Below are 16,104 nucleotides of genomic sequence, written 5' to 3'. Positions count from 1 at the left end.
GACTTGTCGCCAGACATTCTGCGACGCGTTCCCCGCTGCTCATAGCAGCGGGGTTTTCTTTTAGCCGAAGGCAACGCCTATTTTAGGCGGCGCGCCTTGATTCCGACTTTGATCTGAGCAGATCGAATAGTGCCTTCATGGCGCTCGACACATAGGCGTCATGACGACGGACGAATACCGTTTCTACCATTGCGCGCGAAGGGAGGAGCTTATGCACGGCAACTTTGCCGTCCTTAAGGGCGGGAGCAACGACGGCCCTTGGCAACAGAGTGACGCCGAGGCCGGCGGCGACGCAACTGACGATCGCATCGAGAGATCCGAACTCGAGTGGCTGGGCCACCGCGATGCCCATTTCGGCCAAGATGGACTCGAGCTTCTGACGGTAGGAGCAGCCGATCTGGAAGACGATTGTTTTCAGATCATTGATTGCGGTCAATTGCTTGGGCGATCGGATGGAAACCGACGTCACAAGTACAAGTTCTTCACGAAAGAACGTTTCATGATGCAAATCGGGATGGCTGACCGGGCCAGCTACGAACGCTCCGTCGAGGCGGTATTCAAGCACGTCACTCAACAATCTTCCCGTTGTACCCGTCGTGATCGCCAGCCGAACTTCAGGATACGCCTTCGCAAACTCCACCAGCACAGGAGAAAGTCGCAGGGCCGTCGTCGTCTCCAAGCTTCCGATCAACAGCGATCCGCTCGGCTCCCCGTCATCTCGGGCGGCAGATCGTGCGTCTGCAACGAGCTTTGCAATGCGGGCCACGTAGGGAAGTATCCTGCGGCCGGCGGGGGTTGGTGTGGCCCCGCGGGCGTGGCGTTGGAACAGGGGCACGCCGATTTCTTCTTCCAGCACGCGGATGCGCGCTGTGACGTTCGACTGGACCGTATGCAATTCGGACGCCGCACGGCTCATGCTTCCGAGCCGTGATACGGCCTCGAACACTTTGAGGTCGGAAAGATCCATCGCGAGGCCTTCTCCCAACACGGACGTATCTCTAGATGAGATGGTTATTATCTTATCTAATCATTATTTGGAATTCCGGAGAAGGAGTATTTTGCAGCTTGTGATTTTCTGAAGAGGATGTGTATTCCAATGGACCACGAGGACAGCGTGTCACGGCTGGCACCGGCGTCGCGGACTTGGCCTGCAGTATCAGCCGGCCTATGCGCAACTCTAGTCGGAATAGGGCTCGCACGTTTCGCTTACACGCCCCTTCTTCCTGCGGTGGTCGGCGCGCACTGGTTCGGCGCCTCCGCCGCTGCCTACATCGGGGCAGCCAATCTGGCCGGGTATTTGGCCGGTGCCTTGCTGGCGCATCCCATGCTCAAGGTCAGTTCGGCGGCTTCTTTGATACGTACGATGATGCTGCTCGCCTCGGCCGCATTCTTCGCCTGTGCATTCCCGGTCTCGTTCGCCTGGTTCTTCTCCTGGCGCCTTGCTTCGGGGTTTGCGGGCGGAGTCCTTATGGTCCTGGCGGCGCCGACCGTTCTTTCACACGTGGCGCCCTCACGGCGTGGCCTTGCCGGGGGCGTCATCTTCACGGGGGTTGGCGTGGGCATTGCCGCGTCTGGTAGCCTCGTGCCGCTGCTGCTCGACCTCGGTTTGAAGCAGGCATGGATGGGTCTCGGAACTCTAGCGTTCGTATTGACCGCGATCGCATGGAGCGGATGGCCCAAGGCGCCGCCACCAGCGCTTCCAATCCGCACGCGTGCACCCCGAAGAGCGCTGCCGCTATGGCTTCTCTATATAGAGTACGGCCTCAACGCGGTGGGGCTCGTGCCCCACATGCTGTTCCTGGTCGACTTTGTCGCGCGTGGCCTCGGGCAAGGTGTGCAGGCGGGTGCACACTATTGGGTCCTCTTCGGTGTCGGCGCGATCGTCGGACCTTTGCTCACCGGCCAATTGGCGGACCGGATCGGGCCACGCAACGCATTGCGCGTCGCCTATGCTCTTCAGGCCTTTGCGGTCGGATTGCCAGCACTACATCTTGGGACAGCAGGTCTCATGTTATCGAGCTTGGTCGTCGGAGCGTTTACGCCGGGTATTGTGATCTTGGTGCTCGGACGTGTTCACGAACTGGTTCCACACGATCATGCGTCGCAGAAGGTGGCTTGGAGCGTGGCGACGACCAGCTTTGCTGTCATGCAGGCGTTAGCCGCATTTGGACTGTCTTTGGTCTTTCAGAGCAGCGGAGGGGACTATCGTCTGCTGTTCCTCATTGGCACCGCAGCTCTCGCACTAGCATTCGTCCTTGAGCTCGGTCTCGGAAATCGCCCTCCATAGGATCGGCGCTCAAGATCGCCCAAGCACTCGGACAACGCTGGATCGGGTGTACGGACAGAACGACGACGAGAATCCTGTCGCGATCGTGCGCGCCAGGGACGGAAAGCCGGGTGAGCCAGGCACCTATCTATCGCTGGTAGCGGGCCTTGCTGCCGACCGCCTGATGCGTGCCTTCATTGTTCGCCCGGGCCGTACAGCCCAGCGCGGTCGCATCATGAGCCATCACGAGGGTGAGGAAATTCTGTTCATTCTGACAGGCAAGATCGAGTTGCACATCGGGAAGCGGAAGGAGATACTCAATCCCGGCGATTGCGTTCAGTTCGAATTCGACAATACCCCACAAGCTGACGGCAATGACGTCAGAGCCGGCTTCAGCGCTGGTTGTGATCGCCCAAGGGCGACTAGCTTTCTGTTGCGGGTGGCTTCAAGTTGCACGACGAGCAAACAATAACGTCGTTCCCAGTCCGCACATGACAGCGCCCGACGCTTGTCGTGTCATGGCAATGAACGATGGTCGCTTTGCGAGCCCGGCTCTCGCCTTCGCAGCCCAATAGGTCACGATTAAGTCGACGCTTGTGTTGAGTGCAACCGAGATGAGCCCAAGCACGATGAACTGCGTGGCGACGTGCGCGGTTGGGTCGACGAATTGAGGGATGAAGGCGAGAAAGAAGGCGGCCGTCTTCGGGTTGAGCGCTTCGACCACCATGCCTTCGCGAAAGGCGCGATGCACCCCCGTCGTTTGAAGCCCTGTTGGTTCGATGACGCGAGCTTCGCACCATGTCTTGATCCCGAGCCAGATGAGATACAGCGACCCGGCGATCTTCAGAAAAGTAAACGCCTCCGTGCTTGCCATGATGAGCGCAGATATGCCGACGGCACCGCCGAAAACGTGCACAAGCCCGCCGAGACCGAGGCCAAGGCTCGATGCCAATCCTTCCGTGCGCCCGCCGGCAAGCGTTCGCCCTACGATGTAGAAGATGCCTGGCCCCGGTGTGATTGCGACAACGACGGCCGCTGCCAAGAACAAAATTAGGGTCTGAAAGCCAAGCATCGTTTACCCGTGATCGCGTTAATTTGGGGAACTCTCGCCTCAGCCCTGAACCGGGATGAGCAGCCCCACTTCTCGATCCCTCGGCTCCTCGCTTGCCGCAAGGCCGACGGCGACGCGGGTGCGGTCAGCTTCGGGACGGTTCTGGCTCATCTTGCGCTTGCCTTCGAACCTGGTGACGGAATGCGAACCCCAACGATCCCGCGCAACTGTGCTGCGATGAAATCGGCGGGAGCGTCATCAACGGTCCAAGGCGTCGCGCGCGGCCTCTCGTGAATGTTCGTAAGGCGTGTGACAACCTCCAGCAAGCGTTCATGATCATGGAAGAAATCAACCGGTCCATAGGCGTGGACAGCGATGTAGTTCCATGTCGGCACGACCTTCCCGGTTTCTTGCTTGGTGGCGTACCAGGAGGGCGTCACATAGGCTTCCGGACCCATAAAGATTGCGAGGGCTTCGCCGATCGGGGAGGTCTTCCATTGTGGATTGGCCTTTGCCACGTGCCCGTACAGCATGCCGCGCTCGCCTTCCGTCTCATCGAGGCACAGCGGCACGGGCGTCGCAATGGGCCCGTCTGCCGTGGCGGTGACCAGATTGGGCAGCCGAGCAGAGCGGATCGTCGCTCGGATGTTATCCAGGTCATCGTCCCTGAAGGCCGGGGGCACATACATGGTGTTCTCCGTTCTGTCGAAGGATCGTTCAGGTGACGCGCAAACGAGTTGCGCCGTCGTGTTACAGCAACTTAGTGACTTTCCCAAAGTCCTGTCGTGGAGGTAAAGGGCGAAAATTCGATGCCAGGATCGGACCGAATGGACGCGCTTTCCGCCAAGTATCCATCTCCGACATGTAATCGCCAGGCCCTTTGGGCGCCTGAATAGCCGGCTATCCGCGGATCGTTCCAAAGAATTTCAACGCGGCCGCGAATGTGAACCAGATCGCCGGTCGAAAAATCGATGAAAAGCAACGCTGCATATGGATGGACTGAAAAGTTGCCTAACGTATTGAAGTACAGGTTACCGGAGAAGTCAGGCACAGTTATCTCGTGATCGCTGGCAAGGACGAATCCGGGGCGTCCACCACGATGAGATATATCGCAGTCATAAGAGTCGGAAACCCCGTCCTGTGCTGGAGTGCAGGATGCTACAAAAAATGTGTCTGCGTTTCGAATGACATGTTTCACCCGATCGTTGAGCTGTTTGAATTCAAATCTCGGCTTCTGGCCGGACCCGAGGCTATCCGCGGTTATTCCTTTGCGGATTTGGATGTATTTGGCGCAATTGCCGAAGCTTTGATGCACGATAAGCTCAAAGCCGTCGGCATCGACGTTTATAGTTCGTCCGTTGAGCCTGTTTCGCCGTCGATTGGTCAGGTCCAGACCTAGCAGTCCCAAATTCGCGCCCGCCACTAGATTCTCGTTCAAGGGGTCGTCCGCAGACCGGCCAACGCCCACCAGCAGGCGCGTCGGATCTGGCGACGATATGAAGCCTCGCGGTCCAGTCAGGACCGACGCGCTTGGCCGCCCGTCCTTGTCAGCGCACCCGACAAAGACATAAGTTAGGTTGGTGAAGAAATCCCGATGCTGTTCCGGCATCTGCTTTCGAATCGCCACCTTGGCACGCTTGTGGATGTTTTCATCCACACCAGCCCGCCGCTGGACTTCAAGTTCACCCGAGTGAAACGGTGACGAGTCGCGTTCCGGCATCATGATGCACTCGCTACGAACCTGCTATCGGGGCGCCGGCGGCATTGACTCGAACTTTGGCAAAGCCTCGATCCGCTCAAGCCATCGAACGATGTTCTGATGAGGCTTCAACGACACGCCGCCTTCCGGTGCGGCGCGCGTATAGCTGTAGCATGCGATGTCAGCCACAGTGGGCAGGCCGGTCGCCACGAACTTCCGTTCTGCGAGATGCTCGTCCATCACCCTGAAAAGCCGATTCGCCAGCTCGATGGACCGCTCACGATCTACCGATCGTCCAAACACGGTGCCAAGACGAGCGGTTGCGGGGCCAAACGCGAGCGGGCCGGCAGCAACGGAGAGCCAACGCTGAACCTGGGCGAGTTCGACCGGGTCCGTGGGCAACCAAGTTCTGGAGTCGTCGTAACGAGTGGCGAGGTAGACAAGAATCGCATTCGAGTCAGCGATAATCACGCCATTGTCGTCGATAACCGGGATTTCGCCGAAAGCGTTCATAGCCAGGAACGCCGGAAGCTTGCGCTCAGGTGGGGGCGTCGCGATGAACTCGAATGGCAGATCGAGAAGTCTAAGAAACAACTCCACACGATGGCTGTGACCGGACAACTTGCCGCCGTAGAGTCGAATGTGCTGGTTCATTTGGGTCGTTCTCCTGTTGCAACTCCCAAATAGCTGTGAGCGGACCGGCAGGAAATGCTGTCGCCCGACAACACATTATTGCAGAAAGCGCAATGATGGTAATGCCCATGCTAGTTCGTATTTTTCGCGGGGCGTCAGCTTGATTCAGCGCCCAACCCTTTGCGTAGCTCGGTGATCGCGGTGGCCTGCGACATGGCACCATCGGTTCTGATATCAGAGTTAAGTCGATAACGAGTCATCTGTGGAGCCGATGACAGTCATCTGATTTTCTAATGTGTTGCCTGACGCAGCGGGAAAAGATGCAAGCGGTCTTGCTGGTTTTCATGGTGGCTTCAGGCAGGTGGGACATCGAAAAGTCATGAGCGCAACTTAGGGTCGATCCCGGTTGTGGGGCGACGCGAGATATATGGCGCAGATCCCAACCAATGAGCGGACGCCAGTCAGACAAGGAGTTCACGAATGCCGTTTCTTCGGTTTGATGTGATCGAGGGATGGAGCAACGTCGAGCTCCAGAAACTCTTGGATGTTACTCATGAGGTGTTGGTTGAGACGCTCCATGTGCCGGCACGCGATCGCTATCAGGTCGTTCACCAGCATCCGCGGTCTTGCGTCGTTGCACTCGACACTGGACTTGGTATCGAACGGACGGACAAGCTCGTCATGCTGCAGCTGACGAGCCGTCCACGCGAGAGAGCAATGAAGCTCGAATTCTATCGACTGCTTGCCGACAGATTGTCGTCGGCCTGTGGCATCGCTCCAAATGATCTCGTTATCAACTTTGTGATCAATGCCGACGAGGACTGGTCATTCGGTATGGGACGAGCTCAGTTTATAACCGGTGAACTGCATTAATCTGGAGGGCGCCGCCTCAATCCGACTGGTGGCGGGCTGGGCAGTTGTCAATCCGGATCAATGTCCCCGAAAGCAGATGCCGCTTGCGCGGATCGTCATGGTCGCAGATTAGGTTCGACGCAGTGCCGACGAGGGTGGGCAGGTGCTTCAGGAGGCCACCGCACAGGGTCAACCCCACGAACGTGGCCTGCATGCGGAAGACCTGGAGCGGCCATGACTTCCAAGTGGGCCAAAACCACCCCCAAGATTTGGTGTAATCAAATGTCTCGGTTGCCATCTTCATCCAGATCGCCAATGTTCGCGCCCTATGCAGGCTCACTCGAACCCACGCGACGCGCGGTGGTGGCCGGCAGCGTTACAGCCGTTGGTCTAGGAACTACTCTTTCCGTTCACGCTTCGCAGCCTCAGCCGTCAACAGAGATCAGGCACAAGTGGGTACGCGCCGACGGCGTTGACGTCTTCTATCGCGAAGCCGGTCCTGCGGACGCTCCCCTATTGATCCTGTTGCACGGCTTCGCAAATTCATCCTTTTACTTTCGTCATCTGATGCCAAAGCTTGCGGATCGATTTCGGCTGATCGCGCCAGACCTTCCGTCGTTCGGTTTCACACAAATTCCGGCAGAACGTAACTATCGGTTCGACTTCGAGTCCCTTTCCCGCACGCTAACGGCGTTCGTCGACGTGTTGGAGCTCAAGCGTTACTTCCTCTACGTCTTTGATTATGGCGCGCCGGTCGGTTGGGATCTGGCGCTGACATATCCAGAACGTGTTGCTGGACTCATCAGCCAGAACGGCAATGCCTATGTCGAAGGCCTGAGAGAGCAGGCGTGGGATCCGTTACGAGCCTATTGGGCCAGTCCAAGCCCCGACAAGCGTGAACCCATCCGCGCTCGCATGACGCTCCAAGGCGTAAGGGAGGCTTATTTCCATGGTGTTGCCGATCCATCCAATATCGAGCCGGAATCCTATACGCTTGATGCGGCGATTCTCGCTCGACCTGGAAATGCGGACCTGCAGATCGACCTTAAGCTTGACTACAAGCGCAATATCGAACGCTATCCACTTTACCAGGCGTTCTTTCGCGAACGGCAGCCGAAGTTACTCGCCGTCTGGGGAAAGAATGATCCATTCTTTGCCCCTGCGGGCGCCGAGGCGTTTCGGCGAGACATTCCCGCCGCACGCATCGTGTTTCTGGATACCGGCCACTTTGCGCTTGAGACAGAGGGCGGCATCGTGGTCGACGAGATACGCCACTTCTTATTGGGCTGATAGAGGCCGCCGCGCGCGGAATTGACGCCATACCACGACCGTGTCTTCACAGCAGCTTTTACGAACCCGTGGCGGGCGAGCTCCTCTAGCTTGGACCAGCGTGTCCATATTGGTGGTCGCGCGTTGAGGCAAGTTGGTCAGTTCACCGGACGCGTCGAAAAACTTCGTTTCTGTGTGTGCCGGCCGCGCTGAGCGGCTATCGAAATCGACCTCTCTCGCGACGGCCACAACGGCCGCAGCTGGAGAGGGCCTTCTTATCTAGCTAAGGAGCTTAAGTATGTCCCGTCCGTTGCCACTGTTTGTGTTCGCAATTTCTCTTCTCATGAACCCTGCTGGCGCCCAGACGACGTCCGCTCCACCGCGTGTGCAGGCGTCTACGCCCGAACAACTTGTGGACGCGTTGAACGGGGTGTTCGGCTCGCATCCCGGTGCGCGCGCCGTTCATGCAAAGGGCATTGTGCTGGAGGGCAGTTTCACGCCCAGCCCGAAGGCCTCCACGATCAGCAAGGCACCTCACCTGCAGCAAACGGCTGTCCCCGTAACAGTGCGATTTTCAAATTTTGCGGGAATTCCCAACATTCCCGACAATCAAGGGCTGGCCAGCCCTCGCGGATTGGCAATCAAGTTCAGACTACCCGATGGCACGGACACCGACATCGTCGCCCACTCGTTCAACGGCTTTCCGTCGTCGACGGCCGACGATTTCCGCGACTTGTTGATCGCGCTGGGGAACAGCGGAGCGAATGCGAGCAAACCGACGCAGCTCGATAGTTATCTTGGTACCCGTCCGGTCGCGAAGGCATTCCTTACCGCACCAAAACCAGCGCCCGTGGGTTACGGCACGCTGCCATACTATGGCGTAAACACCTTTAAGTTTACGGATGGAGAGGGGCAGGTCACGTTTGGTCGCTATCAGTTTCTGCCAATGGCCGGCGCTCATTATCTGAGCGACAGCGAAGCGGCCAAGAAGGCCGAGGATTACTTGAGTGCTGAAATTCGGGCGCGGGTGGAGCAGGGGCCCGTGAGCTTCAGATTGGTGGTTCAAGTTGCGGCCACCGAAGACAAGCTCGATGATCCATCAGTAGCGTGGCCCGACACTCGCCAAATTGTAGAGCTGGGCACGATCTCAGTAACCAAGGTCGCGCAGAACAATGATCAAGTGCAGCGAGAATTGCTGTTCTTGCCGAATGCACTTCCGCCGGGCATCGAACCGCAAGACCCCATGATCAACGCGAGATCGGGCGCCTATCCCGTCTCTTATGCGCGCCGGCAGAAATAGGGGTAGGATCGGCCTGCTCTTGCGAGCAGCCGGCTAGTTCCTGAGTTTCCTCCTTGAAGGAGTGCGTTGCGGCTTTGTCGGCGCAGGCCGCGACAAATCGCCGAGACCGAAACAGCACCCGACGGTTCGTCGTGGACATCCATCTAAGGCACCACCGCAGCGCTCATACCCCCTTATCGTTGGGATTCGCGACAGCGTCCTTTAAGGGGGGCGTCATCGGGAAGTTCAGATTCACGTTCCTGGGTGGAATGGGGCTCATGAACCACTTCGCATAAAGCGCCTGGAATTGACCATTCTGCATCATCGCGACCAGTGTCTTGTCCACCAGCGCTTTGAAATCGGGATCGTCCTTGCGGATGATCAAGCCATAAGGCTCGGTCCGCAGACTGTCGTCGATAATGCGCCAATCGCCCGGATCCGAACTGTTGGCGATGAGACTGGCGAGCAGGATGTCGTCCATCACGAACGCCTCGCTGCGGCCCGTCGTCAGCGCGAGGAATGAGGCGGCGTGATCGGCCGACATGACATTCTTAGTCTGAAATTTCTTTTCCTGGGCACGGGACGCGAGGAGAGCAATTGACGTCGAGCCAGTGGTCAGCGAGACCAGCTTGTCATTAAGGTCTTCGAAGCGTTTGATCGCGCCATCCTTCTTCACGACAGCACGAATGCTTGAGACGAAGATCGTGTCGCTGAAAGCCACGACTTTCTGTCGTTCCAGCGTATTGGTTGCGGGACCACAAACGATGTCGATCGTACCGTTCTGAATGAGCGGGATTTGCGTGCTGAGTTGGATCGGCTGGAGCTTGGTCCGGAGGGAAGGCAGTTTGAGCTCGGTCTTCACCTCCTCGACGATCTTCGCGCAGAGATCCATTGCGAAGCCGACCGGCTTCTGGTTCTCGTCAAGATAGGAGAATGGCACCGAGACGTCGCGGTGTCCGAGCGTGATTTCAGCGGCGTCCTTGATCCTCGCCAGCGTTCCGCCAGGAGACTGGGCGTGGGCCGGAATGCAAATCGCCGCGGCGATGAGGACCAAATAAGCTCGCCATTTCATTACCTTACTCCCCATTGAACTATTTTGGATATAATCAATGATAATTTTATACGCTTAGATTGCATAAGCGGTAAATAGATTTTATACAATAAGAAACCTGCTCAGGACGCTGGCAAAAAGGAATATCCGGATGACAGGCGTAGCAGCCGCAAGGTCTCGAGGAGCCGGAAGTCATGGCTCCGCGCCGGAGACCGTGCGCGAGGCACTGAGGGTCTCCATCAGCTCCGGCGAGATTGCTCCTGGATCTCAGCTCAGACAGGACGAGCTTGCCGAGCGGTTCGGAATAAGCCGCATCCCCGTGAGAGAGGCACTCAGGCAGCTCGAAGCCGAAGGGTTTGTGACATTCCTGCCCAATCGAGGAGCGGTCGTTTCGGAGCTGTCGATCGACGAAGTCATCGAACTGCTCGAGATTCGTATCGCGCTCGAGTGTCATGCTCTGCGCCTCGCCATCCCCGCCATGGGAGAAATCGATCTCGAAGAGGCGAAAGCGATCCTCCGGTCATATGATGAGGAGCCCGACCCGGCGAAATGGGGCACGTTCAACTGGAAATTCCACGAAATGCTCTACATGCCATGCAATCGTCCGCGCCTCTTGTCCATGATCGAGGCGAACTATGGTCATGTGAGCCGGTTTACGCGGGCGCTGGTTTCCCGCGCGGCCGGCAAGGAGCGGCCGCAGCGCGAGCACTACCAGTTGCTCGAACTGTGCCGCAACGGTGAAATCGAAAAGGCCGTCCGACTTCTTCGCGAGCATATCGTCGAGACGCAGAAGACCATGAGATCCGCGCAACGCCATGCTGCGCGCGATCTCGGCTCGGATGGTTGACACGACACGACGCGCGTCCTGCGACACAGGTCCAATGAACGACAGGAAATATCTGCGGGTGCGAGGCATCTACGGGACGTCGTGACACGCGCGTCTTGCCCGCTTCAATCCGAGTTGGAGAGATTGAATGAGCGAACGTAACGTCGAAATTGCGGTCATCGGCGCGGGAATCGTCGGTATCGCCTGCGCCTACTATCTTGCGAAGGGCCGTCCGTCATCCAGGATAGTGGTCATCGACCCCCGCGCTCCGATGAGCCTGACCTCGGCGGCTTCGGGCGAGAATTACCGCAACTGGTGGCCTCATCCGGTCATGATGGCCTTCACGGATTACAGCATCGATCTGCTCGAGGAAATCTCACGTGAGTACGACGACCGCATCCATATGAGCCGACGCGGCTATGCATTGGCCACACGTGAAGCGAAGCCTGATCAACTATTGAAGGAGCTCCAAACGGGCTATGGGGAAGGGGCACGCCGGATCCGCGTCCACGGGGCCGCATCGTCATCGACCTATATACCCCCTGTTTCTGCGAATTGGCGCGATGCTCCCGAAGGCGTCGATGTGCTCCAAAGCAGGGCTCTGATCCGTCACCATTTTCCGACCTTCGATCAAGAGGTGTCCACGATCCTCCACATCCGTCGCGCCGGAGATATCAGTGGCCAGCAGCTCGGAAGCTTGATGCTGGAGCAGATACGCGCAGCCGGAGGTTCTTTGGCCTCGGCTCGTGTCAAGGAAATCGTCAAACAACACGATGGTTTCGTGGTCACCGCGCGCGGTCCTGACGGCGAGGAGAAGATCCGCGCCGGGATTGTCGTGAATGCGGCCGGCCCTTACATTGCGGACATCGCGCGCATGCTCGGGGAGACGCTTCCGGTCGAGAATATTTTTCACCAGAAGATTGCTTTCATCGACAATCTCGGTGCCGTCGACCGGCGAATGCCGTTTTCGATCGACCTGGATGGGCAAGCGATCGACTGGACCGATCCGGAGCGCCAACTCATCGCGGAGGATCCTGCAACAGCGTGGCTAGCCCGCCAGATGCCTGGCGGCATCCACTGCCGCCCGGAAGGCGGCGATCTCGGGAAGTGGATCAAGCTCGGCTGGGCCTATAATCGCACGCCATCGGAGCCGCGAGACGATCTTCCAACGGATCCCAATTTTCCGGATATCGTTCTCAGGGGAGCCAGCAGGTTGAACCCTCGCCTCAAGCAATACTACGGCCGGCTGCCGCGGCAGATCACCCACTATGGCGGCTACTATACGATGACCAAGGAAAATTGGCCCCTGATCGGTCCTATGAAGACGAAGCACGCCTACGTGGCAGGTGCTATGTCCGGCTTTGGAACGATGGCGGCGTGTGCAACGGGAGCGCTTTGCGCCGGCTGGGTGCTGGGCAAGAGGCTGCCTGAATTCGCCGAGAGTCTCAGCCTATGGCGATACGATGATGAAATCTTGCTGCGCCGACTGCGGGAGAGTGCGAGCACTGGGGTTCTGTAGACCAACGGGTTTGTTCTTCTGAACCCAATCTAGGCGCATCTAACCTGGCCTTAGTTGATCGCCGACTACCACAATCTTCGAGCGTACGCGGCATTCTGCCGGGTGCAGCATTCGCCCCTTCAGCATCTGTTGCCATACACTCTGCAGAGAAACTGTTTCTCATCGAACGAGAGATCATGCAAGTCATCAACCTTTACCGCTACCCCTTCAAAGGATTGTCAGCCGAATCATTGGCTAGCGTCGAACTTTCGCCTGGGTATGGTTTTCCCTGTGATCGTCGATATGCGGTTACTGACGGTTCTATTGAGATCGACCCGGCCGCCCCGCAACCAGCAGCCAAGTCTCACTTCTTGATGCTTGCCAGATACGAAGCTCTAGCTCTGTTGGAGACGAAGTTCCGTCAGTTTCCAGATCGCTTGGAGATCCGAGATCGGGAGCAGACCAGTGAGTTTCTCCTGCAAAACGCGGAAGATAGAACAAGACTGGCGTGGTATTTGGCTCGAGTCGCGAACGCAGACCTTCGTGGCGAACCACGTGTGGTCTATTCACCGGGGCACCAGTTTACGGATGTTAGCGTTCACTCACCCGAATTGATGCGAAGCATCTCGCTCATCAATCTTCAGACCGTCACGTTACTTGGCGAACACATCGGCATGAAGCTCGATCCTCTTCGCTTCCGCGCCAATCTCTATTTCGATCATGCCGAACCCTGGACCGAACTCGACTGGATCGGACAGCGCCTTCAAATAGGAGACGTCGTTTTGAAGGTTGTCCGTCGAACTCGACGATGCCCGGCAACAAGTGTAAACCCCAAAAGCGCTGTCCGGGATGTTAATGTCCCCTTGGCTATCCGCGAATATCGTAGCCATGGTGACCTCGGGATTTATGCAGAAATCGAACGCGGCGGGGCGCTCGCGCCCGGAGCTGAGATCAAGTTGTTACCTGCCATTTAATAACATCAAACGGCAAGTGGATGCCGGCGCAATCGGGCGCCTTGTGTGGGCGGTGATTGAGCCGTTGTACGTCACGTTGCCACAGGAACAATGTACGCGTCCGGCCAGCACCCCAGGTAGGTAGGATCCTTCGCTGAGGATCGCTCAGGCTGCGGCGGCGGCCTTGGGCTGCTGGTTTGCCTTCCAATTCCAGGGAAGCAGATCGGCGACCTTGTTGGCGGGATAATCGGGCAGCCGGGTCAGAACGTCGGCGAGCCATGCCTGAGGATCGATGTCGTTCAGCTTGCAGGTCTCAACAAGTGTATAGACGGCGGCGGCACGATGACATCGTCAAGAACCGGCAGAACGCCCTTCAGAATGTGTTAGCCTCGCGCCACTTTGAACGGTCGATTCGGAACCAACGATTGAGAGCCAAAACATCTGGAACTGCGTGGCGGCACGCCAATGTCGGCCGCCTTCTCAACAACGCGGTCCGTCGCTTCGAAGCCCGTGTCCTCGAATTGATGAGCGCGAGCGGTCACGCCGAGACGCGCATTGCCCATGTGAGCCTGACGCGAAATCTCGACGTAGAAGGGACGCGCCTGACCGAACTCGCCCGAAGGGCCTCGATGAGCAAACAGGCCATGGGCGAGCTTGTTGATCAATGCGCCGGGTCTGGGTTGGTCGACCGTCTTCCCGATCCGAGCGATGGCCGCGCCCGCATCGTCAAATTCACCCCAGCCGGCCTGATCTGGCTCGACGCCTTTCGGGATGCCGTGGACGTTGCGGAGCGTGAGATGCGTGCTGAGCTCGGCAGGTCCACAATGGACGTGATCTTGAAGGGGCTGGCCGTCTACGGAGCGAAATTCGATACCCTGGAAGATCCAGATTAGTCAGGCGTCTTGACGAAATAGTCAGGCGACCTTACCATGCAGGATAATGCTTGGTGGGGAGAAGCGCCTTGGAAACACGTCTGACGACCTCTGTGCTCATCGTAGGCGGGGGGCCCTGTGGCCTCATGCTGGCCAATGAGCTCGGCCGGCGCGGTGTTTCCGCGGTCGTGGTCGACGAAAAGCCGGGAACGGCATTCAATCCGCAGGCCAATGCGACCCAGGCTCGGTCGATGGAGCACTACCGCCGGCTGGGCTTTGCCGATGAGATCAGGCAAGCAGGACTGCCCGCCGACTATCCGACCGACGTCGCTTACTTCACCCGCTACACCGGTTATGAGCTGGCGCGGTTTCAACTGCCGTCCTCGGCGCGAGCGACCGAACTCGTCAAGGGCCTGTCCGGCTCCTGGAGCGCAGCCGAGCTGCCCCATCGCGTCTCGCAGAAATATGTTGAGGCAGTGCTGCGCCGGCATGCCGAGCGTCTTTCAGAAATCCGGCTTCACTATGGCTACCGTCTCGTCAGCTATGTCGAGCGCGATGACGGTATCGTCGGTGAAATCGAGTGCCTCGACGATGGCCGCCGCATTTCGGTTCGCGCCGACTTCCTGGTCGGTGCCGACGGCCCACGCTCGACGGTCAGGCAATCGCTTGGCATTTCCTATGGCGGCATGACGGGCACCCAGCGGAATTTCATGGGTGGCCGGATGCTGGCGGTCTATCTCCGTTCGCCGGGTTTTTACGCGAGCATCCAGCATGCCAAGGCGTGGATGTACAATTGTTTCAACGGTGACCGTCGGGCGTTTATGGCATCGGTCAACGGGCGCGATGAATTTGCGTTCCACACCCAACTTCGTCCTGGAGAGGACGAGAGCGCGATCACCGCCGCCCAGGCGAAGGCGGCGTTCCAGCGCGCATGCGGCGCGCCGATTGAATGCGACGTGCTGTCCTTCCTCACCTGGACCGCGGGACATGCATTGGTGGCCGAGGGGATGCAGCGCGGCAGGGTCTTTCTTGGCGGCGACGCGGCGCATCTGTTCACCCCGACCGGCGGGCTCGGCTACAACACCGCTATCGAGGATGCCGTCAATCTCGGTTGGAAACTCGCGAGCGTGGTCAAGGGCGTCAGCCCGGCTGCGCTGCTTGACAGCTATGAGGTCGAACGTCGTCCGGTGGCTCTCCGCAACACCGACTACGCGCGCCGGTTCGCCGACTCGCTTGGTCTCTTTGCGCCTGCGCCGGAGATCGAGGAGCCTACCGCAGCGGGCGGTGAAGCAAGACATGCAGCGGGCGCCTATCTCGAACAGCATGCTCGCACCGAATTCAATATTCCGGGTATCACGTTCGGCGGACGCTACGATGGCTCGCCGATCATCGTTTCCGACGGCAGCCTGCCTCCGCCGGACGCTGCGAATGTCTACGTTCCGACCGCTTGTCCCGGAGGCCGCGCACCGCATGCGTGGCTCGAGGACGGCGCGTCCTTGTACGATCTGTTCGGCTTTGAATGGACGCTGCTGCAATTCGATGACGTCGTACCCGCCAACGGTCCGTTGAGCGAAACGGCGCGGGCGCTGGGGGCCGATCTGAAACTGGTCACTCTGCCAAGGCAGTTGCGCGATCTCTATGAAGCCGATCTTGCCCTCATCCGTCCCGATCAGATCGTGGCCTGGCGCGGCAGTGCGTCACAGGCGGGAATGCTCGGGCGCGTCCTTGCCCGCGCCCTCGGGCTCACGTCGAGCGATCATGCGCGCCTGGCGAGTTAGTTGATCTATATCCCGCATTCGCCGCACACGAGGTGCGCTCGTGCGGGTCACAAATAATGAAAAGAAAAAATCGCACA

Annotated in this window: 16 protein-coding genes and 2 pseudogenes; 10 read left to right on the top strand and 8 right to left on the bottom strand. The window is 58.5% G+C overall.

All coding sequences use genetic code 11. The features are described from left to right. Positions 1–82: 82 nt before the first annotated feature. A complete protein-coding gene (locus tag K3F49_RS38295; RefSeq protein WP_234686028.1) occupies positions 83–967 on the bottom strand; it encodes a LysR family transcriptional regulator in 885 nt (294 codons plus the stop codon). Positions 968–1,096: 129 nt separating this feature from the next. On the opposite strand from K3F49_RS38295, the gene K3F49_RS38290 reads away from it, so the two are divergent. After that, the gene (locus tag K3F49_RS38290) at positions 1,097–2,287 is read left to right on the top strand and encodes a YbfB/YjiJ family MFS transporter (protein WP_234686027.1); all 1,191 of its coding nucleotides are present in this window, start codon (positions 1,097–1,099) and stop codon (positions 2,285–2,287) included. Positions 2,288–2,333: 46 nt separating this feature from the next. Further along, positions 2,334–2,738 carry a cupin domain-containing protein gene (locus K3F49_RS39585; RefSeq protein WP_234686026.1) on the top strand — a complete coding sequence of 135 codons (405 nt, stop codon included), beginning with the start codon at positions 2,334–2,336 and terminating at the stop codon, positions 2,736–2,738. On the opposite strand, the gene K3F49_RS38280 is transcribed toward K3F49_RS39585, so the two are convergent. The 4 genes and pseudogenes from K3F49_RS38280 to K3F49_RS38265 form a co-directional block, all read right to left on the bottom strand. Beyond that, positions 2,712–3,338: a LysE family translocator gene (locus K3F49_RS38280; RefSeq protein WP_234686025.1), complete on the bottom strand. Its 627-nt coding sequence runs from the start codon at positions 3,336–3,338 to the stop codon at positions 2,712–2,714. The genes K3F49_RS39585 and K3F49_RS38280 overlap by 27 nt on opposite strands. 39 nt (positions 3,339–3,377) lie before the next feature. Next, a pseudogene (locus tag K3F49_RS38275) lies at positions 3,378–4,006 on the bottom strand (FMN-binding negative transcriptional regulator). A gap of 71 nt (positions 4,007–4,077) precedes the next feature. Then, the gene (locus tag K3F49_RS38270; protein WP_234686024.1) at positions 4,078–5,040 is read right to left on the bottom strand and encodes a pyridoxamine 5'-phosphate oxidase family protein; all 963 of its coding nucleotides are present in this window, start codon (positions 5,038–5,040) and stop codon (positions 4,078–4,080) included. A 21-nt stretch (positions 5,041–5,061) separates the two neighbouring features. After that, positions 5,062–5,670: a glutathione S-transferase family protein gene (locus tag K3F49_RS38265; RefSeq protein WP_234686023.1), complete on the bottom strand. Its 609-nt coding sequence runs from the start codon at positions 5,668–5,670 to the stop codon at positions 5,062–5,064. Between the two features lie 459 nt (positions 5,671–6,129). On the opposite strand from K3F49_RS38265, the gene K3F49_RS38260 reads away from it, so the two are divergent. Further along, on the top strand, positions 6,130–6,522 hold the full coding sequence (locus K3F49_RS38260) for a tautomerase family protein (protein WP_234686022.1): 393 nt from the start codon (positions 6,130–6,132) through the stop codon (positions 6,520–6,522). 16 nt (positions 6,523–6,538) lie between these two features. On the opposite strand, the gene K3F49_RS38255 is transcribed toward K3F49_RS38260, so the two are convergent. Beyond that, entirely contained in the window at positions 6,539–6,805 is a 267-nt protein-coding gene (locus tag K3F49_RS38255) for a hypothetical protein (RefSeq protein WP_234686021.1), read from the bottom strand. A gap of 11 nt (positions 6,806–6,816) precedes the next feature. On the opposite strand from K3F49_RS38255, the gene K3F49_RS38250 reads away from it, so the two are divergent. Both K3F49_RS38250 and K3F49_RS38245 read left to right on the top strand, forming a co-directional pair. Then, positions 6,817–7,791, top strand: a complete 975-nt coding sequence (locus K3F49_RS38250) for an alpha/beta fold hydrolase (protein ID WP_234686020.1) — start codon at positions 6,817–6,819, stop codon at positions 7,789–7,791. Between the two features lie 277 nt (positions 7,792–8,068). Further along, positions 8,069–9,070, top strand: a complete 1,002-nt coding sequence (locus tag K3F49_RS38245; RefSeq protein ID WP_234686019.1) for a catalase family peroxidase — start codon at positions 8,069–8,071, stop codon at positions 9,068–9,070. A 163-nt stretch (positions 9,071–9,233) separates the two neighbouring features. On the opposite strand, the gene K3F49_RS38240 is transcribed toward K3F49_RS38245, so the two are convergent. Then, positions 9,234–10,121, bottom strand: coding sequence for an amino acid ABC transporter substrate-binding protein (locus K3F49_RS38240; RefSeq protein WP_234686018.1), 888 nt, complete (start codon positions 10,119–10,121; stop codon positions 9,234–9,236). A 193-nt stretch (positions 10,122–10,314) separates the two neighbouring features. Between K3F49_RS38240 and K3F49_RS38235 the strand changes: the two genes are divergently transcribed. From K3F49_RS38235 to K3F49_RS38225, 3 genes are all read left to right on the top strand, one after another. After that, positions 10,315–10,947, top strand: a complete 633-nt coding sequence (locus K3F49_RS38235; RefSeq protein ID WP_234686017.1) for a GntR family transcriptional regulator — start codon at positions 10,315–10,317, stop codon at positions 10,945–10,947. A gap of 127 nt (positions 10,948–11,074) precedes the next feature. Then, positions 11,075–12,445 carry an NAD(P)/FAD-dependent oxidoreductase gene (locus K3F49_RS38230; protein WP_234686016.1) on the top strand — a complete coding sequence of 457 codons (1,371 nt, stop codon included), beginning with the start codon at positions 11,075–11,077 and terminating at the stop codon, positions 12,443–12,445. A 176-nt stretch (positions 12,446–12,621) separates the two neighbouring features. Continuing rightward, on the top strand, positions 12,622–13,398 hold the full coding sequence (locus K3F49_RS38225; RefSeq protein ID WP_234686015.1) for an MOSC domain-containing protein: 777 nt from the start codon (positions 12,622–12,624) through the stop codon (positions 13,396–13,398). Between the two features lie 144 nt (positions 13,399–13,542). Here the strand turns inward: K3F49_RS38225 and K3F49_RS38220 are convergent. Next, positions 13,543–13,719: pseudogene (locus K3F49_RS38220) on the bottom strand (transposase domain-containing protein); the annotation flags it as partial. Between the two features lie 83 nt (positions 13,720–13,802). Between K3F49_RS38220 and K3F49_RS38215 the strand changes: the two are divergent. Next, positions 13,803–14,270, top strand: coding sequence for a MarR family winged helix-turn-helix transcriptional regulator (locus K3F49_RS38215; protein WP_234686014.1), 468 nt, complete (start codon positions 13,803–13,805; stop codon positions 14,268–14,270). Positions 14,271–14,338: 68 nt separating this feature from the next. After that, positions 14,339–16,027, top strand: a complete 1,689-nt coding sequence (locus K3F49_RS38210; protein WP_234686013.1) for an FAD-dependent oxidoreductase — start codon at positions 14,339–14,341, stop codon at positions 16,025–16,027. Positions 16,028–16,104 lie beyond the last annotated feature (77 nt).

Origin of the sequence: Bradyrhizobium monzae, assembly GCF_021458635.1 — a bacterium.
In the GTDB taxonomy this organism is placed as follows: domain Bacteria; phylum Pseudomonadota; class Alphaproteobacteria; order Rhizobiales; family Xanthobacteraceae; genus Bradyrhizobium.
The sequence above is the reverse complement of the archived record's forward strand: the minus strand, read 5'-3'. Positions and strand labels throughout refer to the sequence as shown.

Excerpts from the sequence above, each read along its gene's own strand:
- K3F49_RS38295 (WP_234686028.1), bottom strand. The coding sequence starts at position 967 with ATGGATCTTTCCGACCTCAAAGTGTTCGAGGCCGTATCACGGCTCGGA.
- K3F49_RS38290 (WP_234686027.1), top strand. The coding sequence starts at position 1,097 with ATGGACCACGAGGACAGCGTGTCACGGCTGGCACCGGCGTCGCGGACT.
- K3F49_RS38280 (WP_234686025.1), bottom strand. The coding sequence starts at position 3,338 with ATGCTTGGCTTTCAGACCCTAATTTTGTTCTTGGCAGCGGCCGTCGTT.
- K3F49_RS38270 (WP_234686024.1), bottom strand. The coding sequence starts at position 5,040 with ATGATGCCGGAACGCGACTCGTCACCGTTTCACTCGGGTGAACTTGAA.
- K3F49_RS38265 (WP_234686023.1), bottom strand. The coding sequence starts at position 5,670 with ATGAACCAGCACATTCGACTCTACGGCGGCAAGTTGTCCGGTCACAGC.
- K3F49_RS38260 (WP_234686022.1), top strand. The coding sequence starts at position 6,130 with ATGCCGTTTCTTCGGTTTGATGTGATCGAGGGATGGAGCAACGTCGAG.
- K3F49_RS38255 (WP_234686021.1), bottom strand. The coding sequence starts at position 6,805 with ATGAAGATGGCAACCGAGACATTTGATTACACCAAATCTTGGGGGTGG.
- K3F49_RS38250 (WP_234686020.1), top strand. The coding sequence starts at position 6,817 with ATGTTCGCGCCCTATGCAGGCTCACTCGAACCCACGCGACGCGCGGTG.
- K3F49_RS38245 (WP_234686019.1), top strand. The coding sequence starts at position 8,069 with ATGTCCCGTCCGTTGCCACTGTTTGTGTTCGCAATTTCTCTTCTCATG.
- K3F49_RS38240 (WP_234686018.1), bottom strand. The coding sequence starts at position 10,121 with ATGAAATGGCGAGCTTATTTGGTCCTCATCGCCGCGGCGATTTGCATT.
- K3F49_RS38230 (WP_234686016.1), top strand. The coding sequence starts at position 11,075 with ATGAGCGAACGTAACGTCGAAATTGCGGTCATCGGCGCGGGAATCGTC.
- K3F49_RS38225 (WP_234686015.1), top strand. The coding sequence starts at position 12,622 with ATGCAAGTCATCAACCTTTACCGCTACCCCTTCAAAGGATTGTCAGCC.